Origin of the sequence: Achromobacter sp. UBA5777, from assembly GCF_002418565.1 — a bacterium.
GTDB lineage: Bacteria > Pseudomonadota > Gammaproteobacteria > Burkholderiales > Burkholderiaceae_B > Achromobacter > Achromobacter animicus.
The window spans coordinates 36,298-59,329 of record NZ_DIEJ01000281.1; the positions used below are offsets into that span (position 1 = coordinate 36,298).

Annotated in this window: 21 protein-coding genes and 2 pseudogenes; 14 read left to right on the forward strand and 9 right to left on the reverse strand. The window is 63.4% G+C overall.

Features of this window, described 5'->3' with window-relative positions; all coding sequences use genetic code 11:
- Positions 1-341 precede the first annotated feature (341 nt).
- Together B3446_RS24470 and B3446_RS24475 are read left to right on the forward strand one after the other, a co-directional pair.
- Positions 342-728, forward strand: a complete 387-nt coding sequence (locus tag B3446_RS24470; protein WP_291386298.1) for a DUF6152 family protein — start codon at positions 342-344, stop codon at positions 726-728.
- 13 nt (positions 729-741) lie between these two features.
- Positions 742-1,227 (forward strand): DUF6644 family protein, encoded by a 486-nt coding sequence (locus B3446_RS24475; RefSeq protein WP_291386300.1) that lies wholly within the window; start codon positions 742-744, stop codon positions 1,225-1,227.
- Between the two features lie 9 nt (positions 1,228-1,236).
- Here the strand turns inward: B3446_RS24475 and B3446_RS24480 are convergent, their stop codons facing one another.
- On the reverse strand, positions 1,237-2,172 hold the full coding sequence (locus tag B3446_RS24480; protein WP_291386302.1) for an SMP-30/gluconolactonase/LRE family protein: 936 nt from the start codon (positions 2,170-2,172) through the stop codon (positions 1,237-1,239).
- Between the two features lie 154 nt (positions 2,173-2,326).
- Positions 2,327-3,988, reverse strand: coding sequence for an arylsulfatase (locus B3446_RS24485; protein WP_291386304.1), 1,662 nt, complete (start codon positions 3,986-3,988; stop codon positions 2,327-2,329).
- Between the two features lie 397 nt (positions 3,989-4,385).
- Here B3446_RS24485 and B3446_RS24490 point away from each other — a divergent pair, with 397 nt between their 5' ends.
- From B3446_RS24490 to B3446_RS24505, 4 genes are all read left to right on the forward strand, one after another.
- Positions 4,386-5,189, forward strand: coding sequence for a hypothetical protein (locus B3446_RS24490; protein WP_291386305.1), 804 nt, complete (start codon positions 4,386-4,388; stop codon positions 5,187-5,189).
- A gap of 127 nt (positions 5,190-5,316) precedes the next feature.
- Positions 5,317-6,639: a tetratricopeptide repeat protein gene (locus B3446_RS24495; protein WP_291386307.1), complete on the forward strand. Its 1,323-nt coding sequence runs from the start codon at positions 5,317-5,319 to the stop codon at positions 6,637-6,639.
- Between the two features lie 55 nt (positions 6,640-6,694).
- Positions 6,695-7,837: a formylglycine-generating enzyme family protein gene (locus B3446_RS24500; protein ID WP_291386310.1), complete on the forward strand. Its 1,143-nt coding sequence runs from the start codon at positions 6,695-6,697 to the stop codon at positions 7,835-7,837.
- A gap of 113 nt (positions 7,838-7,950) precedes the next feature.
- Positions 7,951-8,949, forward strand: a complete 999-nt coding sequence (locus tag B3446_RS24505) for an HAD family hydrolase (RefSeq protein ID WP_291386353.1) — start codon at positions 7,951-7,953, stop codon at positions 8,947-8,949.
- 51 nt (positions 8,950-9,000) lie between these two features.
- On the opposite strand, the gene B3446_RS24510 is transcribed toward B3446_RS24505, so the two are convergent.
- Positions 9,001-11,019, reverse strand: a complete 2,019-nt coding sequence (locus B3446_RS24510; RefSeq protein ID WP_291386312.1) for an alkyl/aryl-sulfatase — start codon at positions 11,017-11,019, stop codon at positions 9,001-9,003.
- A gap of 335 nt (positions 11,020-11,354) precedes the next feature.
- On the opposite strand from B3446_RS24510, the pseudogene B3446_RS24515 reads away from it, so the two are divergent.
- Positions 11,355-11,603 (forward strand): annotated as a pseudogene (locus B3446_RS24515) (sigma factor); the annotation flags it as partial.
- Here the strand turns inward: B3446_RS24515 and arsC are convergent.
- The 4 genes and pseudogenes from arsC to B3446_RS24535 form a co-directional block, all read right to left on the reverse strand.
- Positions 11,583-11,960, reverse strand: a pseudogene (gene arsC, locus B3446_RS24520) (arsenate reductase (glutaredoxin)); the annotation flags it as partial. The pseudogenes B3446_RS24515 and arsC overlap by 21 nt on opposite strands.
- Positions 11,961-12,032: 72 nt before the next feature.
- A complete protein-coding gene (gene arsB, locus B3446_RS24525) occupies positions 12,033-13,112 on the reverse strand; it encodes an ACR3 family arsenite efflux transporter (RefSeq protein ID WP_291386314.1) in 1,080 nt (359 codons plus the stop codon).
- An 83-nt stretch (positions 13,113-13,195) separates the two neighbouring features.
- A complete protein-coding gene (locus B3446_RS24530; protein ID WP_291386316.1) occupies positions 13,196-13,522 on the reverse strand; it encodes an ArsR/SmtB family transcription factor in 327 nt (108 codons plus the stop codon).
- 67 nt (positions 13,523-13,589) lie between these two features.
- Positions 13,590-14,498 carry a LysR substrate-binding domain-containing protein gene (locus B3446_RS24535; RefSeq protein WP_291386318.1) on the reverse strand — a complete coding sequence of 303 codons (909 nt, stop codon included), beginning with the start codon at positions 14,496-14,498 and terminating at the stop codon, positions 13,590-13,592.
- A gap of 278 nt (positions 14,499-14,776) precedes the next feature.
- Here B3446_RS24535 and B3446_RS24540 point away from each other — a divergent pair, with 278 nt between their 5' ends.
- From B3446_RS24540 to B3446_RS24550, 3 genes are all read left to right on the forward strand, one after another.
- On the forward strand, positions 14,777-15,562 hold the full coding sequence (locus B3446_RS24540) for an SDR family oxidoreductase (RefSeq protein ID WP_291386321.1): 786 nt from the start codon (positions 14,777-14,779) through the stop codon (positions 15,560-15,562).
- A gap of 37 nt (positions 15,563-15,599) precedes the next feature.
- Complete coding sequence (locus B3446_RS24545) at positions 15,600-16,535, forward strand: dihydrodipicolinate synthase family protein (protein ID WP_291386323.1); 936 nt, start codon at positions 15,600-15,602, stop codon at positions 16,533-16,535.
- Positions 16,536-16,600: 65 nt separating this feature from the next.
- A complete protein-coding gene (locus B3446_RS24550; protein ID WP_175121516.1) occupies positions 16,601-17,305 on the forward strand; it encodes a ribonuclease activity regulator RraA in 705 nt (234 codons plus the stop codon).
- Between the two features lie 73 nt (positions 17,306-17,378).
- On the opposite strand, the gene B3446_RS24555 is transcribed toward B3446_RS24550, so the two are convergent.
- Positions 17,379-18,104: a type 1 glutamine amidotransferase gene (locus tag B3446_RS24555; RefSeq protein WP_291386325.1), complete on the reverse strand. Its 726-nt coding sequence runs from the start codon at positions 18,102-18,104 to the stop codon at positions 17,379-17,381.
- Positions 18,105-18,261: 157 nt separating this feature from the next.
- Positions 18,262-18,756, reverse strand: coding sequence for a DUF2938 domain-containing protein (locus B3446_RS24560; protein ID WP_291386327.1), 495 nt, complete (start codon positions 18,754-18,756; stop codon positions 18,262-18,264).
- Between the two features lie 80 nt (positions 18,757-18,836).
- Between B3446_RS24560 and B3446_RS24565 the strand changes: the two genes are divergently transcribed.
- From B3446_RS24565 to B3446_RS24580, 4 genes are all read left to right on the forward strand, one after another.
- Positions 18,837-19,247: a helix-turn-helix domain-containing protein gene (locus B3446_RS24565; RefSeq protein ID WP_291386329.1), complete on the forward strand. Its 411-nt coding sequence runs from the start codon at positions 18,837-18,839 to the stop codon at positions 19,245-19,247.
- A 188-nt stretch (positions 19,248-19,435) separates the two neighbouring features.
- Positions 19,436-19,651 carry a hypothetical protein gene (locus B3446_RS24570; protein ID WP_191577172.1) on the forward strand — a complete coding sequence of 72 codons (216 nt, stop codon included), beginning with the start codon at positions 19,436-19,438 and terminating at the stop codon, positions 19,649-19,651.
- A gap of 194 nt (positions 19,652-19,845) precedes the next feature.
- Positions 19,846-22,011, forward strand: a complete 2,166-nt coding sequence (locus B3446_RS24575; protein WP_291386331.1) for a TonB-dependent siderophore receptor — start codon at positions 19,846-19,848, stop codon at positions 22,009-22,011.
- A complete protein-coding gene (locus B3446_RS24580) occupies positions 22,011-23,003 on the forward strand; it encodes an ABC transporter ATP-binding protein (protein ID WP_291386333.1) in 993 nt (330 codons plus the stop codon). Before B3446_RS24575 ends, B3446_RS24580 begins: the two co-directional genes overlap by 1 nt.
- Positions 23,004-23,032 lie beyond the last annotated feature (29 nt).

The following is a 23,032-nucleotide window of genomic DNA, read 5'->3' on the forward strand; positions in this document are numbered from 1 at the left end:
AACATAAAGCGACCGTTACCGAACAGGGAAAGTTCCGCAGGGTTTTCCTGGGTTAGCGCGGCAGACGAGAGCGGGAAGGGACACCTTTTAACATTAAAGCTTTATCTCAAGCGTAGTTAGTAAGTCATTGAGTAAAAAGCAATAAAGTTGCTGGAGATATCCAAGACTTAAAGTAAATTCTTAGAAGTGATATCTCAGGATTCGCCCGCTGATTTATCGCCTCCCGATCGCCAAATAAATTCACACCCGCCGCGAGAACCCGCTGCTATCCTGTTTTTTCGCTCTGACGCCTGCGCCTTCGCGCGGACGAACGGCAGCCACCGCACTTCAGGAGCATCGACATGAAGCTTTCCCATCGCGCGTTGATCGCCGCATTGGCGCTGTCCGCCATCGGCGGCGTTGCCCCCTCCGCCATGGCGCACCACGGCTGGTCGTGGGCGGAATCTGAACAAATGACATTGCAGGGCACGGTCGAACAGGTGCAGATCGCCCCGCCGCACCCCACGCTCAAGGTCCGCGCCAAGGACGGCGTGTGGACGGTCGAACTCGGTAACCCCAGCCAGACAAAGGAAGCGGGATTCGTGGAAGGTTCCGCCAAGCCCGGCGATGCGATCACCGCCGTCGGCAACCGTGACCAGGACGCGGCCGCCAAACGCATGAAGGCCGTGCAGGTGACCGTGGGCGGAAAGACCTACGACATTTACCCAAGCCGCATCAAGAAACCCTGAGCTCCCGCGCCGGATGCCTGAACTGCTGCGGCTTGCGCTCGAACACCTTGAATCCGTTCCGCCGGCGCTGTGGCTGCGCCGGTCCGGCGTTCTCTATCTTCTGGTGAACGCCGCGCACATTGGCGCCATTGGCCTGTTGATCGGGTCCATCGTGCCGCTGGATCTACGCCTGCTCGGCATCCTGAAGCCGAACGCGCTGGCCGTCCTGGCGCCGGTGCTGGCGCGCACTGCCGCAACGGGCCTTGCATTGGCGGTGCTGACGGGCGCGGTGCTGTTTTCGGTGCGTCCGCTCGAATATCTGGAGAATCCCGCGTTCCTGGTGAAGATGGCGCTGCTGGCCGCCGGTGCGATCAACGCCTGGCTCGTGCACCGGGGCCGCGCGTGGGCCGGCGTCGAGAACGGCGGCCGGCCAACCGGGATGCTTCGCGCGCAGGCTGGTGCGTCGCTGGCGCTTTGGCTGGGATGCCTGGTCGCGGGGCGCTGGATCGGGTTTCTGTAGCGGCCCGGATCAGCAAAAAGGGATACCCTGCGCATTCACATACAGCGCAAAAAGGCATTGCCCGGTCACCATGAACAGCCGGTTGCGCCGCGCGCCGCCAAAGCACAGATTGGCACAGCGGTCGGGCAGGGCGATGCGGCCGATGGCTGTGGCGTCGGGTGCAAAGACCATCACGCCGCTCAGTTCCGGACCCGGGCCCCAGCCGGCCCAAAGATTGCCCTCGGTATCGCAGCGGATGCCGTCCGGGATCGCTTCAAGGCTTGCCTCCACAAATGTGCGCCCTTCATCCAGCGTGCCGTCCTCTCCAACCCCGTAAACCAGGATGCGGTTAGGAGAAGAGCCGTTGTCCACGACGTACAGCAGCCGTTCGTCCGGCGAAAAACACAAACCGTTCGGATTGTGGATGCCCCGGACCACGACCTGTAGCCGTCCCGATCCGGGGTCCAGCCGATAGACGTGCGTCGGGAGTTCCGGGTCGGCCGTGAAACCTTCGTAGTTACTCAAAATGCCGAACACCGGATCGGAGAACCAGATCGATCCATCTCGCCGCACAACCACATCATTCGGCGCATTCAGGCGCTTGCCCTCGAACCGGTCGGCCAGCACCGTCACTGTGCCGTCGTACTCGGTCCGCACCACGCGCCGCTCGCCATGTTCGCAACTGACGAGCCGGCCCTGGCGGTCGCGTGTGTTGCCGTTCGCGTACCCGGAAGGCCGACGGTGCACCGATACCGCACCCGTTTCCTCGTCCCATCGCAAAAGGCGGTTGTTGGGGATGTCGCTCCAGATCAGGCACCTGCCGTCTCCGAACCACACCGGACCTTCGCCATACCGGACGCCCGTGGCCAGCCGTTCGATGCTGGCGTTCGTGAGCCGGATCTTGAGGAATCGGGGATCCAGCACCTCGACGGCCGGATCGGGATAGCGTTCGCTGGGTTCCCACATGGGACCTCCTGTAGCCAGGTCGCAAGCTGGCAGGCGGCTAGCTTGCCGGGATGGAATTGCCGCGTCCATCCGCCTGTAGCAGCAAGCCGCCTGCCCGGACGGGTCCCGCGTCCGTGCGGTTCACCTGAATCAGGTGAACCGCAGCGTGCCGGCATCAGTTTCCGGTAGGCAGGGAAAGCTTGAAGCCGTCCTTCGCCAGACTTTCGCGGACGTACTGGAACCGCTCGTAGCCGGACAAGGTCAGCGGTCCGTCATAGCCTTCGCTTTGCATCTTGCGGGGCGGGTAGTCGATGTACGTCTTCATCAGTGGCGCGACGGCGTCGTTGATCATGACCATCGTCCAGGTTCGCTCCGTGACGTTGCTCATGAAGATGTCGTAACGCTCCTGCGGGTCGGCCCACAGGTCGAACACCTGGGGCACCGTCGCAACATAGGACTCCGCGCCTTTCCACCCCAGGTTCGTATCCACGGCAAGCCCGCCCGTCACCGCGCCATCGTCGCCGCGCAGGTTGAACACCGCCTTGTAGTTGGCGACGCGCACGGCGCCCGGCGACAGCTCGTTCTCGGTGAAGTAGAACCACGACTTGCGGTCGCACTTGCCGGTGCCAAAGAGGACGGGCGACATGTCATAGCTGTCGAAGATGATCGGCTTGTCTTCGCGGTCGTTCGTGGGCAGCTTCACGCCAGCAATCGCGGCAAACGTCGCCATCAGATCAAGGCCACCCACCAGACTGTGATCTTTGGCGCCCGCGGCGATCTTGCCGGGCATCCACGCGATCGCCGGAACCCTGTTGCCGCCTTCGCGCACCGTGCCTTTGGTACCGCGCAGCGGGGTGTAGCCCGCATCGGGGTAGACGTCCTGCCAGGCGCCATTGTCCGTCGTGTAGAACACCAGCGTGTTCTTGTCCAGGCCCAACTCGCGGATCTTGTCCATGATGCGGCCGATCCGTGCGTCCAGTTCCACGACCGAATCCGCGTACTTGCTCTTGGACATGGACTTATGAACGTAGTCCGGATCAGGCATGTTGGGCTGGTGCACCTTCATGAAGTTGATACTCATGAAGAACGGCTGCTCGGATTTGGCGTTGCGGTCCAGATAGTCCAGCGAGGCCTTCTCGACGTAACGGTCAAAGAAGGGAATTCCGACGACGCCTTCACGGCCGTTGACCATCGGCGTGTCGACGTATTGACCATTGATCTTGAACTCCTCGCGCGGCTTTTCGCCGGCGTTGCCAGACAATGCGCCCTTGGTGACGCGCTGGAACATCTCGCGCACGTCGGCGGGCATGTCGGGGAACCACGTGGGATCCGCGTAGGTGTAGGCGTTCAGGTGATAGAGGCCCGCATACTTCATCTCGTCGTAGCCCTGGGCGTTCGGCAGGGCATAGTCGGCTTCGCCCAAGTGCCATTTGCCGGTGAAGAACGTCTTGTAGCCGGCCGTTTTCAGGACCGAACCAAGCGTCCATTCGGCCGCCGGCAGGCCGCCGCCCTGGCCTTGAAAGGCCACCGTGGTCATGCCGCTGCGATTGGGGATGCGGCCGGTCTGCATCGCGGCGCGGCCGGGGGTGCAACTGGGTTGCGCGTAGAACGAGAAGAAGGTCATGCCTTCGGAGGAAAGCCGGTCGATGTTGGGCGTTGGCATGCCGCGGCCGATGCCGCCGCCATACGGACCGAGATCGCCGAGGCCGGTGTCGTCGGAGACAAGCAGGATGATGTTGGGTTTGCGCTGATCCTGCGCGGAAGCGGGGGCACAGATGGCCGCTCCCGCCAGGAAAAGTGCTGCGGCACCGCAAGTGAGCGTTCGTTTGGTCGCCATTTTCAACTCCGTGATGTGAGAGTGAAATCAACCGCACGAAGCTGCAAACCGTGCGGTTCACATTGGCCTACGTACTTGGGAGTGTTCAATCCGGGACGCGTAGTCCGGGACGCGGAGTCCGGGACGCGGAGTCCGGGACGCGCAGTCCGGGACGCGGAGTCCGCGGGATTTGAACTGCAATAATTTTCATCTTCCTTTCCCGCCTGTCAACGAGATTCTGCGATGCGCTTGCATTCATGCGCCGCATTGGTCAACACGGACCGGCGCGGCAGTATCACGCGTTGACTGCGCTTGCGCGATTGCCAGTCAAAGCGGGTTGCTCTTATCGTTGTTGCGTTCCGGACGCGCCAGCGTACCGCTCGCACGTTCCTCCGGTAATCGCACACGCGAGGTTCCCATGGACTACTCGTTTCTCCTGGCAGGCTTGGCGGCGGCGTTCTTTGTGGCGCTGTTTGGCGCCATCGCATTGGGCAAGCGATTGGGCAGAAAACTTGAGGAGAACGGCGGGGCAGGGGTGGCGGCGATCGAGGCATCGGTGTTTGCGCTGCTGGGGCTGCTGGTCGCGTTTACGTTCTCGGGCGCCGCGCAGCGTATGGCGGACCGGCGCGATCTCTTGATCCAGGAAGTCAACGCCATCGGCACGGCATGGCTGCGGGTCGATCTGCTGCCTCCCGCCGCGCAGCCGGCGCTGCGGGCGCAATTTCGCCACTACGTCGATCAACGGATTCTTTATGAACGCCATGTCGCCGATCTGGATGCGCGGACGGGGATTGCAGCCAAGGCCAGCGCGCTGCAAATGGACATCTGGCGGGCCTCCGTCGGGGCGGCGCGGGACGATGTTGCGCCGCCGCTGGCGGCTTCGTACGTGCAGGCGGTGAATGACATGTTCGATGCGGCGACCGCGCTTGTCGCCGCCCAGAAGGTGCATCCGCCCATGGCGGCCTACGTTTTTCTGGGATTTCTTGCGCTGATCTGCGCCGGGCTGGTGGGCGTGAAGCTGGCTGCAACGCAACGGGGGACGCTACTGCACGAGCTGATCTACGCACTGGTCATGACCGCGGCGCTGTACATCATCATCGACTTTGAATTTCCCCGAATCGGCACAATACGCATCGACCAGAGCGACGCGTTGCTGGTGTCGCAACGCCAGGCCATGGTCGATCCCGCCGTCGTCCTGCCCGTAATGCCGCGGCTGCCGTAAGCGCAGGCGTATGCCCATACCCGCGAATCCGGTGCAGTCGCACTAGCGCAGTTGCGTTTTGCCGGCACACGGCATCCGTGCTTATATTTCCGAAGCCCGTCGCGGGCCGGCCCTTTGGGAGATCACCATGGCGCTGAGCGATGTGCGGGGCAATCCCGTTTCCAGCGATGAACCGGCGTCGATGGCCGCTTACGAACAGGCGCAAAGCCTGTTCCACGGCTATTACGGCGATCCCTTGGGCATCATCGACGGGGCGCTTTCCGAAGACCCCGTCTTCGTCATGGGCCACCTGCTGCGCGCGGGCATGATGATTACCGCCAGCGACAAGTGCGTCGAGCCGCTGCTGCGCGAAAGCGTGGAGGCCGCCGAAGCGCTCGTCGATATCGCCAATGATCGGGAACGTCGTCATACGGCGGCGGCGCGCGCCTGGCTCGAAGGGAATTTCTCTACCGCGCTGCGGCGCTATGCCGACATCCTTGCCGATTACCCGCACGACACGCTGGCGCTCCAGGTGGGCCACATCGGCGACTTCCTGCTTGGCCGCTCGGCGATGTTGCGCGACCGCGTGGCCGGCATTCTGCCCGCGTGGAACTGCAAGATGCCCGACTACGGTTACGTGCTGGGCATGCACGCCTTCGGGCTGGAAGAGACCAATCTCTATGCCGCAGCGGAAGCCCAGGGCCGCCGCGCGCTGGATCTGAATCCGCGCGACCCGTGGGCCGTGCACGCGGTGGCTCATGTGCTGGAAATGCAGGGCAGGGTGGACGAGGGCATTGCCTGGCTCAATGGCCGGCGCGACGACTGGTCCAGCGACAACATGCTGTCCATCCACAACTGGTGGCACCTGGCCTTGTTTCACCTGGACCGCGAGGACATGGCCGAAGTGCTTGCCCTGTACGATGACCGGCTGCGTGAAACGTCCACGGGGCAAGTGCTTGACCTGATCGACGCGTCGGCGATGCTGTGGCGCCTGTTGCTGCGCGGTGTCGATGTCGGGTGGCGGTGGCGGCAGCTTGCCGAAGTCTGGCAGGCGCGCGGCGGCACGGGCTACTACGCCTTCAACGATGTACATGCGTTGATGGCCTACCTGGGCGCCGGCGACGGGGCGGCGGCGCAGTCGCTGATCGAATCGATGGAAGCCGCCGCGCAGGGCGCCGGCACCAACGCCATGATGACGCGCGACGTGGGACTGCCGGTGGCGCACGCGCTGGTGGCGTTCACGCGCGAAGACTACGCGTTGGCCGCGAATCTGTTGCGCGACGTGCGCCTGATTGCGCACCGCTTCGGCGGCAGCCACGCTCAGCGTGACGTGCTGGCGCTGACGCTGGTCGAGGCGGCGCTGCGTGATGGCGCGCGGTCGCTCGCAAAGGTGCTGACCGCCGAACGCATGAGTCTCAAGCCGAACAGCGAGGGCAACCGCAAGCTGGCCTCGCGGGCCGCGGCGCTATAACGGCAGCAAAAGCTACGCCTGCATTGCGAAAGGATTCTCTTGAAGGAGAACGCGCATGAAAAAGCACGCGAAGGTCGGATTGGCGTTGGTGGCCATACTGGGCGCGACGGGCGCGATCGGCGCGTATGTCGTGGTCTCTACGCCGCGGGCAGGCCCGCCCGTCGTCACGCTGGGAGACGGCAAGCAGGGCCCAGCAGCGATGGCCTGGATACCCGGCAACGAATTCCTGATGGGCAACGACCACCAGATGTCGCAACCGAACGAGCGCCCGGCGCACAAGGTGCGCGTCAGCGGGTTCTGGATGGACGTGCACGACGTCACCAACGCGCAGTTCCGACGTTTTGTCGAGGCGACCGGCTACGTGACGACTGCCGAGCAGAAGCCGCGCTGGGAAGACTTGCGCGTCCAGCTTCCGGCTGGCACGCCGCGTCCCGACGACAGCGCCTTGCAGGCGGGCGCCTTGGTGTTCACCGGGACAGAGACCGAGGTGTCGTTGCGCGACTATTCCCGCTGGTGGCGCTTCGTTCCGGGCGCAAACTGGCGGCATCCCGAGGGGCCGGACAGCAACATCGATGGCAAGGACGATCACCCGGTCGTGCAGGTGTCTTACGAGGACGCGCAAGCCTACGCCAAATGGGCGGGCAAGCGGCTGCCGACGGAGGCCGAGTGGGAGTTCGCCGCCCGGGGCGGCCTGGAGCAAGCCACCTATACGTGGGGCAACGAGTTGCTTCCGCAGGGCAAGGCGATGGCCAACATCTGGGACACCCGGCAGCCCCAGCCGTTTCCCGTCGTCATGGATGAAAAGGTGCAGGTCGGCACCACGCCGGTGGGCAGCTTCCCCCCCAACGGCTATGGCCTGTACGACATGGCGGGGAACGTCTGGCAATGGACGTCGGACTGGTATCGCGCGGATGCCTTCAAGTTTCAGGCGCAGTACCGCCAGCCGCCGCAGGACCCGGCCGGACCCGCCGACAGCTTTGATCCCGACGACGGCGGCACGCCCGTGTCGGCGCCCAAGCGCGTGACCCGCGGCGGATCCTTTCTTTGCAGCGACACGTATTGCATCAGCTACCGCGCCAGCGCGCGGCGCGGCACGGATCCGCTCAACCCCATGTCGCATATCGGCTTTCGTACCGTCATGACACCGCAGCAGTGGAAGGCGGCGCAGGTGTCTCAAGGCAGCATCGCCAGCCGTTGATGCCTGTTTGCCGTGCGGGGCGCGGACAGGGGAAATCGTTCAAAAGGGTGTCACCACCGCGCCATGCGCGCGCTCGGGAGATCGTCATGCACGCTTCGATTCAACATCGCTCCATGCGGCGGCTGGCCTGGATGTGGCTCTGCATCGTGTGCCTGCTGGCCGGCTGCGCCGCGTCCGACCGCCAGAAGCAGGCGGAGCTGGCGTCCTGGACCGACGGGCCATCCCGTGTGGCCATCGTCGCGTTCGTGAAGGCAGTCACCGAACCAGGCAGCCCGGACTTCGTGCCCGAGGAAGATCGCATCGCCGTGTTCGACAACGACGGCACGCTGTGGAGCGAAAAGCCGATCTACTTCCAGGTGATGTTCTCGATGGACGAGGTCCACGCGCTGGCGCCGTCGCATCCGGACTGGGCCACCCGCCAGCCTTTCATGGCGGTGCTGCAGAACGATCATGCCGCGGTGGCCAAGTCCGGCGAGCGCGGCATGATGGAAATAGTAATGGCGACCAACACCGGCATGCCCGTCGCGCAGTACACGCAGCGCGTCGATCAGTGGCTGCAAACCGCGCGCCATCCGCGCACCAAACTGCCGTACGACAGCATGACGTACGTGCCGATGCGGGAGCTGCTGGATTACCTTCGCGCGCGCGGCTTCAAGACCTACATCGTGTCGGGCGGCGAAACCGAGTTCATGCGGGTCTGGACGCAGAAGGCCTACGGCATCCCGCCGGAACAGGTCATCGGCACGGCGTTCGGCAGCGAGTTCGTGGCAAGCGGCAACGGGTACGCGCTGATGCGGTTGCCGAAGCTGGACTTCAACGACGACGGCCCCGGCAAACCCGTCGCCATCCAGCGTCACATCGGCAAGCGTCCCATACTGGCCTTCGGCAACTCCGACGGTGACCTGCAGATGCTGCAATGGACCACCGCCGGGCCGGGCAAGCGGTTCGGCGGCATCGTTCACCACACCGACGCCAAGCGCGAATGGGCCTACGACCGCGATTCGAGCGTCGGTCGTTTAGACAAGGCCCTGGACGCGGCGCAGGCCAATGGATGGACGGTCGTCGATATGGAGAAGGAGTGGAAGCGGATCTATGCGCAGGATTGGCAGTGATGCGCACCGGAGAGCGGCGCCGCTCGCTCTCCGGGTCAGGCTTCAGAGGCCTCAGGGCGTCACGATGTTGAACCAGAACTCGAAGTTGTCCAGCGACGCAAACATGTCGGTAATTTTCTGCTGATCGCCGCTGACCTTGACGTCTCCCTTTTCCAGCGCCTCCTTGAGCGTCATTTCCTTGAGCATCATGCGGTTCAGCGACTCTCGGCTGAGCGACATGCTCGCTGTCGGTTCCTTGGCCTGCTTGCCCTCGGTGTGATTCAGCACGCTGTTCACCATTTCCAGTGTGTACTTCTCGTTGGTGTCGGTGAAATCCAGATTCAGCACCACATGCTTGCCGGCGGCTTTCTCGCGGTTAAGGCGCACCGCGAAATAGTCGAACAGCATGTCCAGCGTCATCGCGCGCACGGTATCGGGGCTGGCGGTGTCCGGCACCGGCAGCTTTTGCACGCCTTCGCGCAATTCCTTGGCGCCGGTCAGGTAGAAATTGCGCCACGGGCCGCTTTCGGCCTGATAGCCCATCTGCTCCAGAGCATCGGCCTGCAGGTTCTTGGCTTCCTGGTTGTCGGGCTCGGCAAAGACCGCATAGTTCACGACCTCGGCGACCCAGCGGTAGTCGCCCTTCTTGTAGTAATCGCGCGCTTTGGAAAGAATGGCGGGGACGCCGCCCATCATGTCCACGTAGCGCTTGGACGCCTCCTGGATGGGCAGCGTGTGCAACGTGGCCGGATTTCCATTGAACCAGCCCAGATACAGGACGTACGTCGCGCGCACGTTGTGGTTCAGCGAGCCGTAGTAGCCGCGGTTTGAAAACTTGGTGGCGATTGCCTCCGGCAGCTTGACCTGTTCAGCAATTTCTTCCTTGTTGAAACCCATGTTGGCCAGCCGCAGGGTTTCGTCGTTGATGTAGCGGTACATGTCGCGCTGCAGCCCCAACTGCTCCTGAACCTCTTTCTGGCCCCAGACCGGCCAATGGTGCATGGCGTACATCACCTCGACGTCGTCACCCCACATGGCCAGTGCCTCATTCAGGTATTTGGACCACGCCAGCGGATCGCGTATCTTCGCGCCGCGCAGCGAATAGGTGTTGTGCAGGGTGTGGGTGGAATCCTCTGCCGTATTGAGCGCCTTTTTCTCCTTGATGTAATACAGCATCTCCGCCGGCGCTTCGCTGCCCGGGGCGTACAGGAATTCGTAGGTCAGTCCGTCGATGGTGCGCGTTTCGCCCGTCTTCTCGATGATGTCCGTAGGCGGAATGAGGGTTACCGTGCCCGCCGAGGTTGTCGTGCCCAGCCCGGCGCCGACTTGCCCGGTGGCGCTGGGCGGCAGCAGGTTGCCGTACATGTAGCTGGCGCGGCGGCTCATCGCGGTGCCCGCCATGACGTTCTCGGCGACTGCGTGCTCCAGGAACCCGAGGGGTGCGTAGATTTTTACCGAGCCTGCCTTGACGTTCACCTCGTCCACCACGCCGCGCACGCCGCCGTAGTGGTCGACGTGGCTGTGCGTGTAGATCACTGCAACCACAGGCTTTTTGGGCCGGTGCTCGAAATAGAGGTCCAGCGCCGCCTTGGCCGTTTCGGTGGAGATGAGCGGATCCATGATCGTCAGGCCTTCCTTGCCCTCGACGATGGTCATGTTGGACAGGTCGTAATTGCGGACTTGGTAAATCCCATCTGCCACCTTGAACAAGCCCGAAATGTTCAGCAGTTGCGACTGCCGCCACAAGCTGGGGTTGACCGTGTCGGGGGCCGGCGCGCCTTCCTTGATGAAGTCGTACTTGGTCGGATCCCAGACCAGGTTGCCTTGCTCGCCCTTGATCATTGCGGAGGGCAGGGGAGCGATGAACCCCTTGTGGGCAAGTTCAAACGACGTCTTGTCGGAAAAGGGCAATTCCTTGAGCAAGGCTGCGTTGGCGTCTTTGGTGGCGGCCTCTGCCGGCTTGGGCGCGTTCTGGGCCCCGGCCGGCAGCGGCACGGCCATCGCCAGCGTAAGCGTGGTCAGTACTGGCGCCAGGCGACGGCGCTTGGACAGCAGATCTACGGAAAGGCGTGCAGGTGCAGCTTGCATCATGGTGTCGACTCCAGACAGAAACGTGAAAGGCCGGCTGCGGTGAGCAGCGGGTCGCCAGAATTGCTGTGGTCCAACTTATGTGCAGCGTGGTGGGTCGCGATGTGCTGATAGGCGCGACGTGGAGCGAGAAGGGAGACTTGCGGTTGATCTGAGAAAAAGCCAAGACAGGTTGCGGGAAAGGATGGGGACGCGTCAACGCCTACGTTGCAACCAGAAATCGTTCAACCCCCCACTGCGAACAAGTCTTGGTATCATTTGGCGGTTCTCGCCGCTTGACCGCTTTCCCGGCAGGCGGCTTTTCCGTGTCATCGCGCTGCTTGCCGGGGCGTTTGAGCTTGTCCAACCCCCTCCAGCCGATCCAGCTTTTCTGCGAAACCCATTACGAATGGCTTTGCCAATGGTGGCGGCGCCAGCTCGGCCACGGCGATCATGCATCGGATTTCGCGCATGACACCTTTCTGCGCGTGTTGCGCTATCCCGAAGAAGTCCGCACCCTGCGGCAGCCTCGCGCCTACCTGACCACCATCGCACGAGGCCTGCTGAACGAGCATTGGCGCCGCCGTTCGCTCGACCGCGCCGCATTGGCGTTGCGGCAGGATATCCAGGACTGCTTCGGACGGCCGGCAAAGGCGGGTGCCCAGCGGCGTCACCACGATGGGGCGATTGATCAAGATCGGATGCTGGAGCATGAAGCCGATAAGGTGCTCGTCCGTCCATTTCGGATCCGCCAACCCCAGCTCGTCGTAAGGCGAGCCCTTTTGCCGGAGCGCCTCGCGCACGGGCATTTCCATGGAGGCGATCAACGACTTCAGCGTAGCGGCATCGGGAGGCGTCTTCAGGTACTCGATGATCTGGGGCTATTCGCCGCTATTGCGGATAAGCGCGAGGACGTTACGTGAAGTCCCGCAAGCAGGGTTGTGATAGATCGTGATCGAAGTCATGACATGCCTCGGTGAGAGCCAAACAAAAAATCCACGCCGCCGAAAGTTGCGACTGCGCTTGCCATCGCAGCGTCAGTTGCGCGCGGCGCCGGCTTCGTACCAGCCCTTGCTCTGATTCACGATCCGCACGACGAGCAGCATGACGGGAACTTCGATCAGTACGCCGACCACTGTGGCCAGCGCCGCCCCGGACTGAAAGCCGAACAGGCTGATCGCAGCCGCGACCGCGAGTTCGAAGAAATTGGACGCGCCGATCAGCGCGGACGGGCACGCGATGCTGTGCTTTTCGCCGACCCGGCGATTGAGCCAGTACGCCAGGCCGGAATTGAAGAACACCTGGATCAGAATGGGCACCGCCAACATCGCAATCACCAAAGGCTGCCCGATGATGGCTTCGCCCTGAAACGCGAACAGCAGCACCAGCGTCAGCAGCAGGGCGGCCATCGAGAACGGACCGATCCGCGCCAATGCGGCATCGAAGGCCGCCTGACTGCGCCGCAGCAAAGCGCGGCGCCACACCTGCGCCAGGATGACCGGCGCCACAATGTACAGTCCCACGGAAACGAGCAAGGTGTCCCACGGCACGCTGATGGCCGACAGGCCGAGCAGCAGGCCAACCACGGGAGCGAATGCAAACACCATGATCGTGTCGTTCAGCGCCACTTGAGACAGCGTGAAAACCGGATCCCCGCCGGTCAACCGGCTCCAGACGAACACCATTGCCGTGCACGGGGCGGCGGCAAGCAGGATCAGACCCGCGATGTAGCTGTCGAGCTGGTCGGCCGGCAGCCAGGCGGCGAAAACGTGGCGGATGAACAGCCAGCCCAGAAAGGCCATGGAGAACGGCTTGACCGCCCAATTGATGAACAGCGTGACGCCGATGCCGCGCCAGTGCTGCTTGACCTGACCGAGTGCGCCAAAGTCCACCTTAAGCAGCATCGGGATGATCATCACCCAGATCAGAATGCCGACCGGCAAATTGACCTGGGCGACCTCCAGGCTACCGATGGCCTGGAAAACGCCCGGGGCCGCCTGGCCCAATGTCACGCCCAGGACGATGCAGAGAACGACCCACAAGGTGAGATAGCGCTCGAAGACGTTCATGGGAGGGCGCTGGGGCGCCAGGGGTGCGGCGGGTGCAGTGGAAGGCATGGGTTTCATTCAGGGAAGGCGGGCTCGGCGGATCTGTCTCCGCCGACGCTGGGACGTGGGTTGCAGGAGAGGGTGGGGCTCAGTCAGCAGGATTCGCAGGCGCCGCGATCGGTGACTGCGCAAGGCGCACCCGCGCAGCAGTGTTCGGTCAAATAGCCCAGCAGACCGTTCATCCGGGAAAAGTCGGCGCGGTAGATCAGGTTGCGGCCCTGCTGTTCGACGGAGACCAGGCCAGCATGCGCCAGCTCTTTCAGGTGGAATGACAACGTATTGCGCGCCACGGCGAGCTGGTCGGCAAGTACGCTGGGGGTCAGGCCTTCTGGACCGGCGACGACCAGGGCGCGAAACACGCGCAGGCGTTGCGTATGCGCCAAGGCGGCGAGGGCGAGCACGGCATGTTCTTCATTCATGCGCCGAATAATACAACGATTGTTGAACTATCGAATAGTTAGAAATGCGGATGCAGGTCGCCTTAAATCAACGCTGGAAATCTCCCCCCGCGCTCTCATCCAGCAACCAATCCCGAAACGCCGCGACCGCAGGGATGGCCAACTTGTCCGGCGACGCCAGGAAAAAGTACCCAGCGCCCGTGCTGAATTCCTCGTCCAATGCCGGCGCCAGCACGCCTTGCCGTAACTCATCCTCCACTAGGAACGTCGGCAAAAGCCCAACGCCCAAGCCTGACGCCACCGCCTGGATCAGGTGCGTGGTCAGTTCAAACTGCGCGCCCCAGCGCATCGAGCGCACGGGTAGTCCGTGGGATTCGAACCAGCGTTGCCACACGGCCGGCCGGGCCGCGACTTGCAGCAGCACGTGCTGGACGAGGTCCGCGGGCCCGCGGATGGTCTGCCGCGCGGCGATGTCGGGGCTGATGACCGGGATGACGTGTTCATTCATAAGCCGATGCGGGACCAATCCCGGCCAGTCGCCATCGCCCACGGCGATCACGGCGTCGATGCCGGCCAGATCCAGGTCGAAGCGCGTCACGCGGGAATGCAGGTGAACCAGAATGCCGGGATGGCGCGCATAGAAGCGGTGCAGCCTGGGCATCAGCCACTTCGCCGTAAATGTGGGCAACGCGGCCAGGTGGAAGGCGCCTCGGCCGGTGCGGTGCGAAATGGCCTGAAGCGATGCGCTGCGGATGCGCTGCAGGGCGGCGGCCAGTTCCTTCTGGTATCCCGTGCCCGCTTCGGTAAGCACAATCCGCCGCTTCTCCCGGCGAAAGAGCGCGACTTCCAGCAGATCCTCCAGCGCCTGCACCTGCCGGCTGACGGCGCTTTGCGTCAGCGCAAGCTCGGTCGCCGCTCGCGTAAAGCTCAGATGGCGGGCGCTGGCTTCGAAGGCCAACAGCAGGGACATGGAGGGGGTGAGGCGGCGCGGGTTCATTCAATTCGTGCATGAAAATGGTGGCCCCAATATAGCGGAATTGCCCGCGCCGACAGCTTTCACACTGGTAGACCCATGCCGTGCACCTGGCGAATCATTCATAAACCGAATGATCTATCCAACAATTTTCCGTTTTTCCGCCACGCGCTTTGGCAAGAGAATGAGGTCTACAGGGCGCACCTTGCGATCCATCAGGCGCAGGGTGGCGCGACGCGGTCAAGATAGGTCGGCCAGAGTTCAGCTCTGACTGATCAAGCTTTTTTCGTACGGAGGTAAAGATGGATTTGGGTATCAAAGACAAGACGGCGCTGGTGTTGGGCGGCGGCGGTGGTCTGGGCAGCGCCATTGCACAGTCGCTGGCGCGCGAAGGCGCCAAGGTGGTCGTCGCCGATCTGAACCTTGACGCCGCAACGGCCACCGCCGACGGCCTCAAGGCCCAGGGCCTGTCTGCCTTTGCCCTGCAATGGGATCTGCGCGCGTTGGACGCCTTTGAGAGCCAGGTGGCGTGGATCGAGGCCAACGTTGGTCCTGTCGATATCCTGGTCAACAACACCGGCGGCCCGCCGCCCACGCCGTCTTTCGGGCAGCAGGCTGACCTTTGGCGCGAGCATTTTGAAGGGATGGTGCTGTCCGTCATCAAGCTGACTGATCGCATCCTGCCCGGCATGCGGGAACGGCAGTGGGGCCGCATCATCACCAGCACCTCGTCGGGCGTGATTGCGCCGATTCCGAATCTGGGCATCTCCAACGCGCTGCGCATGTCGCTGGTGGGGTGGTCCAAGACGCTGGCGCGCGAAGTGGGCAAGGACGGCATCACGTCGAACATCGTGCTGCCGGGGCGTATTGCGACGGCGCGCATCTCTTTCCTGGACGAAGCCCGGGCCAAGCGCGAAGGGCGCAGCGTGGAGGACGTCAGCCGCGAAAGCACCAGCGCGATTCCGGTGGGCCGTTATGGTGACCCGCAGGAGTACGGCGACGCGGTTGCGTTCCTGGCCAGCGCGCGGGCCAGCTACATCACCGGATCGACGATCCGCGTGGACGGCGGGCTCATCGCCAGCATCTAGGGCCTGGCGCCTGAATCAAATCATTGGAAAAATAGACATGAAACTGACTGCTGACGCGAAAGGCGTTTATCCCATCGCCCCGACGCCGTTCTTCGACGATGGTTCCGTCGATCACGCCTCGATCGACCGCATGATGGAGTTCTATCTGGCTTGCGGCTCGACCGGCCTGACCGTATTGGGCCAACTGGGCGAAGCGCCCAAACTGGACTTCACTGAATCCCTGGATATCGCCTCGCAAGTGATCGGAAAATCGCAGGGCATTCCCATCGTGGTGGGGGTGTCGGCGCCCGGCTTCGCCTCCATGCGTTCGCTCACGCGCGAGGTGATGGACCGCGGCGCGGCCGGCGTCATGATCGCGCCGCCCAACACCTTGCGCACCGATGATCAGATCGTCAACTACTACCATCAGGCGGTGGAGGCCATTGGGGACGACGTTCCGTTTGTACTGCAGGACTATCCGCTGACGTTCTCGGTGCAGATGGCGCCCACGGTCATCCGGCGGATCGTGACCGATCTGGCTTCGTGCGTCATGCTCAAGCACGAAGACTGGCCGGGCCTGGAGAAGATCTCGGCGCTGCGCCGCTTTGAAGCCGAAGGCGCCATGCGGCATATCTCGATCCTGTGCGGCAACAACGGCCTGTTCCTGGACTACGAAATGGCGCGCGGCGCCGACGGCGCCAACACCGGATACTGCTTTCCGGACATGCTGTGCGACTTCGTCAAATGGGTGGGCGAGGGCAGGACCGAAGAGGCGCATGATCTGTTCGATGCGCACCTGCCGCTGCTGCGCTACGAACAGCAGCCGGGTGTCGGCCTGGCCGTGCGCAAGTACGTGATGATGCGCCGGGGCATTCTGACCAGTGCGGCGCAACGCCGGCCCGGTGCTGCGCTGACCACCCAGGCGCGGACTGAGGTTGATCATCTGTTGGCGCGCCTGGGCAAGCGCGACGCGCGCGCGCGGGATCTGGTTTAAGGCATCTGCCGCATCGAGCTCGGGCGCGCTGAGCGCCCATTCTGATTTCACAGGGAGAAAAACCCATGACCGTTTCGGACGAGGTTCATTTCAAGGCGCTGTCCGGCGTCACAACGGCAACGTTGACCACCATTTTGTTGAAGAAAGGGCTGCGCAACGTCTGGATCCGCGGCGCCTTCCCGTTGGCGCAAGGTCTCGAACGCATCGTCGGCCGCGCGTTCACGGTGCGCTTCGTGCCTGCCCGCGAAGACCTGGCCACACCGGAATCCTGGTCTTCGCCCAAATCCAGCCGCGGCGCCATCGAACAGATGCCCTCTGGCTGCATCGCGGTGGTTGACGCCATGGGCGTCAAAGACGCCGGCATCTGGGGCGACATCCTGTGCGCCCGCATGGCCAAACGGGGCGTCGCGGGCCTGGTGACCGACGGCGTGGTACGCGACCTGGCCGGTGTGCTGGGGACCAAGCTGCCAGTCTGGGCGAGCGGTGCTGCGGCGCCTCCGTCGGTGGCCGGCCTGACGTTCGTGGATTGGCAGCAGCCGGTCGCCTGCGGCGGCGTGGCCGTTTTTCCGGATGACGTGATCGTTGCCGACCAGGATGGCGCCGTCGTCATCCCGGCCGCGCTGCTGGCCGACGTGGTTGACGCCGCCGTCGAGCAGGAACGGTTTGAAGGCTGGATCATGGATGAAGTCAACAATGGCGCGGTGCTGCCGGGCTTGTACCCGCCGAATGAAGCCAACAAGGCGAAGTACGAGGCGTCCAAGAAGCGCTGACCCTTGGTGAAAGCAAAAAGGCGATGCCGGGAAACCTGGCATCGCCTTTTTTTATGTTCGAACTCGGTGTCGATCAGGCCCGCGCGCGCTCGCCGATGGTGGCCACGAATGCGCGGGCGATCCGCGCGCCAGCTTCGTCGGCGTCGACGGCAAAGCGGGCCCGGTCCTCGTCCGCCTGGGTCTCCAGCCATCCCGGCGCAATGCGATTGACCCGCTCAGGATTGCCCCGCGTCCAGTCATGAACGACGTCGCCACTGGCTTCAAAGTGGAACTGCATGCCGTAGGTTGCCCGTCCCACGCGGAAACACTGATTCTGGACGGTTTGGGATCGAGCCAGAAGGAGGGCATTTTGGGGCAGGGTGTAGGTGTCGACGTGCCACTGGAAACTGGTAAAGCCGTCCTGCAATTCGGCAAACAGCGGATCGACGCGCCCATCGTCCGTCACGGTCAGCGGCGTCCAGGAGAATTCCCGCGCCACACCCAACAGGTTGTCGGCGCCGTAAGCGCGGGCCAGCACCTGCGCACCTAAGCAGATGCCCAGCACGGACTTGCCGGCGTCGCCAAATGTGCGCATCACCGCGACCAGTTTGGGCAGGTAAGGATAAAGATCATCGTCCTGCGCACTCGGCCAGCCGCCGGGAACGATCAGGGCGTCGAAGTCGTCAAGCGCAATGTCGCCAAGACCGTCGCGATAGACGCGGAACCAGGTGATGTCGGCCTGGGCTTCGTTCAGCGCGCTCAGCAGAAGGCCGAGCTGCGTGTTCTCCATGGTTTCGATGATGGCGACGCGCGGGGTCATGGGGTCTGGATGGGGATGGGTTGGGGAGGCTTGGCGCGCATCTTATCCGATGGCGGCGTGGCGGCGGGATAAAAACGGCCATCCCTTACTTTACATAATACACATTATGCGTAATTCGTCAGTGTGCGTCTTGGGGAGCGCCCGGTCGTTAATTCAATCACGCCCACCACTGCCGGATGACCACCCCAGAAACATAAAGACCGCTTCCAAACACCCCATGGGTCACCAGGCTACGCAAACAGTTTTTCGCCGGCGTCGGTGTGCGCGACGCTGCAAATCCCGCTCCCATCGCGGGCTGCAGCACAAACAAGGGAATCACGACCGTTGCCACGCCTACCGCCAGTGCGGGCATCCATGTAGGGTCATGCAGCCAATCCGCGCCTTGCACTGTTATCAACAGAAAGGCGAACGCGATGCCGACGGCATAGTGAATCGCCCAGCCCAGCGGCCGTTCGCCGTGAATCGGCGCCGCCTTGCCGATGCTGGCGTGCGCAAACCTGCCCTGGCTCAGATGTCCGGCCAACCGCCCAACCATCGCATAGTCGAGTGTGGGAACGCCCAGCCTTTTCAGAATCATCGTCCACACATCCATCACGACGGTGGCGCCAACGCCGACTGCAACCACCTTTACCACCTCGTCCATCGACATCATTCCTGGCCCTCCCAATTGAAGCAATCACTGTTGACGGGCATGATAGAAGTTAAAGTCAACTTCAAGTCAAGGGCGGCTCTATGGATATTTCGGAAGTCGCGCGGCGCACTGGCGTCCCCGCTTCAGCGCTGCGGTTTTACGAGAAAAAGGGGTTGATCTCTGCGGTCAGCCTCGCGGGCGAACGGCGGCGGTTTGCGCCCGACGTGCTTGATCAACTGGCATTGATCGCGCTCGGGCAGGCAGGCGGCCTTTCGCTGGACGAGATTCGCGCCATGCTTTCAATCGATGGCTCCCCGCAAGTGGACCGGGAAGTCCTGTTGGCCAAGGCCGATGAGATCGATGCAACCATCAAACGTCTGAAGGCCATGAGCGAAGGCCTGCGCCACGCGGCGCAGTGCCCTGCTCCCAGCCATGCGCAATGTCCGACCTTTCAGCGCCTGCTGAAGGTTGCCGCGGCGGCACGATTGAAGGAAAGCAGGATGACGAGATGACAGGACCCGGCGGCTGAGCATTGAACGCCGGTGATCGACCAAACCAAACGGCCGCTCAGCACGCGCGCCAGTCCAGGCATACCACCGCCATTAGCTCTTCTTGGACCGTGGCTCCGCCGATAACATGCATGCGGATCAGCGCAGTTCAGTAGCCAAATCTTGCCCAGAAGCCAACCAGGAATCCGGATATGACCACCACCTACTTTGGCCTGACCGTCGTGAAAGACCGCCTGGTGCGGCTGGACGACATTCGCCGCCTGCCCTTTTTCTCGTTTTGGGAAGAAAGCAGCCGCGGCTCGGCGATTTGTGAAGGCGACGAGGGAGAGAAGTTCGTCTACCTACACGATTGGGAAAGTTTCTCGGATCTCTTCATCAAGACGGGCAAGCACCGCTACAGCGCGTAGTTGACGCAGCAAGGCCGCCACTTAGGAGGCACCGCCCTTCACTCTCCGCCTTTCCAAAATCTAATGTTACGTTATAACATTCGATTTTAGAACAAGACGCCCGTGCTTCTGCTGAGACAACGGGCCGTCAGATGCGCCCGGCCAGGCATCCAGGGGGATCGCCGCAACGCCCGCGCATCCATCCGGAGAAGTTCATGCGTTTTGATCTGTCGGGCCCCTCTGCCCACAGCAACCGCCGGCAGCGGGCCTGCCTTACCCTGATCTCGTTGGCCATTGCTCCGTTACCGGCCCTCTCGGCCGAATCGACGGAATCGACGGAGGATTCGACCCAGAATCTGGAAACCATCACCGTCATCGGAACGCGCGAACGTCCTTACCGCGCCTTTGTGGCGCCCACCGCCAACAAGAGCGACACGCTGGTCAAGGAGACGCCCTTCTCCATCCAGACGGTGACGCGGGAGTTGATCGAAGACCGCGGTGTCACCACGTTGGGCGGCGCGGTCAGCACGGTGCCGGGCGTGACAAGCCAGGTCGGATGGGGTGGCAGCAACGACCGCTTTCGGCTGCGGGGCTTTGCGACTTCCGCGAATTTGAAGAACGGCTTTCGGCGCAGCGTCTTCGCGCCGGTCGACGAACTGGTGAACATCGAGCAGATCGAGGTGCTGAAAGGCCCCGCATCGGCCTTGTATGGCCGCTTCGACCCCGGTGGCGTGGTGAACATCGTGACCAAGAAGCCGCTGGACAAGGCGCAGACAGACATCGATTTCACCGTAGGTCGCTATGACTTTTACCGCGCCACTATCGACAGCACGGGACCGTTGGGCGAGACGCTGGGTTACCGGCTGACGGGATCCCTCCAAAGCAACCACAGCTTCCGCGATTTCGTGGACAACCAGACGCAGTTCGTGTCGCCCGTGTTCCAGTGGACGCCCTCTTCCCGCACCACGGTCACGGCCGAATTCGAGTTTGGGCACAAGGAGGCGGCGTTCGACCGGGGCTTCGGCAATAGCCCGTTGTTCCTGGACGTGCCGATTCACTACAACTACGGCGAGCGGGATGCGAAGCTGAAGAACGACAGTGCGCTTGCCAGCCTGGTGCTGGACCACAAGTTCGAGAGCGGTTGGGACTTGCGAGCAGGTGTACAGGGTTCGTGGGCGCGCTCCGATGCCCATTGGTATGCGTATGGATTTCCGCCGGTCAGCGGGGCCGACACCAGCGATCCCATCGTCAATCGCCGCTTCCAGCGCAGCATCGACACGCAGAAGGACACGTCGGTCTTGGCTGAGGCGTCGCGTCGGTTCACCACCGGGCCGGTCGGCCATCGCGTCCTGATCGGCGCGGACTACAACTACGACGACTGGGACTTCACGGCTGATGCCTACATGAACCGCCTGGGATTTCCCGTCAATCTGCCGATCAGTCTATGGAATCCGGTGCATGGCGTGGAGACTGGACCGCTGCAGCACTACGATTCGTCGCGCTACACGAGCCACAACGTCGGCCTGTACGCCCAGGACGAAATGTCTTTCGGCAAGCAGTGGCGTCTGCTGCTGGGGTTGCGCCATGACCGCGCGCGCACGACGGGCGAGGCGGAGTATCTGGCAACGGATGGCGCGCTCAAGCGCTCGGACGATGCCTGGTCCCCGCGGATCGGCCTGACCTGGACGCCACGCGAGGAAGTGTCCTTGTACGGGAGCTGGTCGAAGTCCTTCCTCACAGAGCCCGGCGGCGGCATGCTGCGCAGTGGCGGCCTGCCCGAGCCGTCGCGCGGCGAGCAGTTTGAAGTGGGCGCCAAGTTCAGCCTGCTCGACGGCCGCCTGGAGCCCACCCTCGCCCTCTTTGACATCCGCCGCACCAATGGCGTGGTCAGCGATCCGGACGACTTCAACTACGTGATCCAGGCGGGCGAGCAACGCAGCCGAGGCTGGGAGCTTGACGTTCCCTACACCATCACGCCGCAGTGGCGCCTGTTGGCAAGCTATACGCATCTGACGGCCGAGATCACCGAAGACAGCGACGCCGCCATCGAAGGCAATCTGGTCGCCAACGCGCCGCGGCGCTCGGCCAGCCTGTGGACGACGTACGACCTGACGGGGTGGGCCCGCGGGTTGCGGCTGGGGCTGGGCGCGACCTACGTGGGCGCGCGGCAGGCCAACACGGCCAACAGCTTTGAACTGCCCTCTTACACGCGCTGGGACGCCAATGCCATCTATCGCTTCGGACCTGCCGAGCGCTACCGCCTGCAACTGACCGTCCAGAACCTGACCAACAAGCGCTATTACGAGTCGGGCGGCGCGTTCGTGCCCACCTATCCCGGCGCGCCGCGCACGGTCATGGTGTCGTTCGGGGTTCGTCTCTGATGTCCCTGAATGCGCACGGCCTGGTGGCCGGCTATGACAGCCGGCCCTTGCTCGGCCCTTACCATCTGCATGCGCCACGCGGCGACTTCGTGTGCCTGATCGGGGCCAATGGGGCGGGCAAGTCCACGCTGATCCGCACACTATGCGGCATGCAGCCCGTGCTGGCGGGCGACCTCCTGCTGGATGGCCACCCCTTGACGGCGCAATCCAGCCGGGACCGCGCGCGCCAGCTCGCGGTAGTGCTGACCGATCGCGTGGACACCATGCTGATGACAGGTTACGAGCTGGCATGTCTGGGCCGGTATCCCCATATCGGCTGGGGCGGCAGGCTGCGCGAGCCGGATCACGCCATCGTGCAAGCCGCCCTGCTTCAGGCGGGCGCGGCGGCGCTGGCGGGCAAGCTGGTGTCGCGCATGTCCGACGGCGAGCGCCAGAAGATCATGATCGCGCGCGCCCTGGCGCAGCAGCCCAAGGTGCTGGTGCTGGACGAGGCGACGGCATTTCTGGACCTGCCGCGGCGGATCGAGCTGATGCAGTTGCTGCAGGATTTGGCGCATCAGCAGCAATTGAGCATCGTGCTTTCCACGCATGACCTCGAGCTTGCGTTGCGTTATGCCGACGCGTTGTGGCTTATTGATGGTCAACGGCAGTTGCACACCGGCGCGCCGGAAGACCTGGCGCTGAGCGGCGCGCTGTCGGCCGCCTTCTCCGCCGAAGGACTGGCATTCGACCTGGAGCGCGGCGAGCTGCGCGTGGGCCGTGGCGGCCAGAGGCCGATACGCGTGAACGGCAGCGGCATGCGGCAAGTCTGGACCCTGCGCGCCGTGCAGCGTCTGGGTTACTGCATCCGTGACGACGCGGCGCACACCGTCGACGTGCTGGATGACGGCTACTCGCTATCGCTGGCGCAAGGCGGCGCCACGCGGCACGCTACCGTGGCGGCGTTGGCTGCAGCGCTGCGCGTGGCGCACGCAACTCGGGGGACGGCATGATCGCGTCAAGCGCATGGCGGGCCTGCATC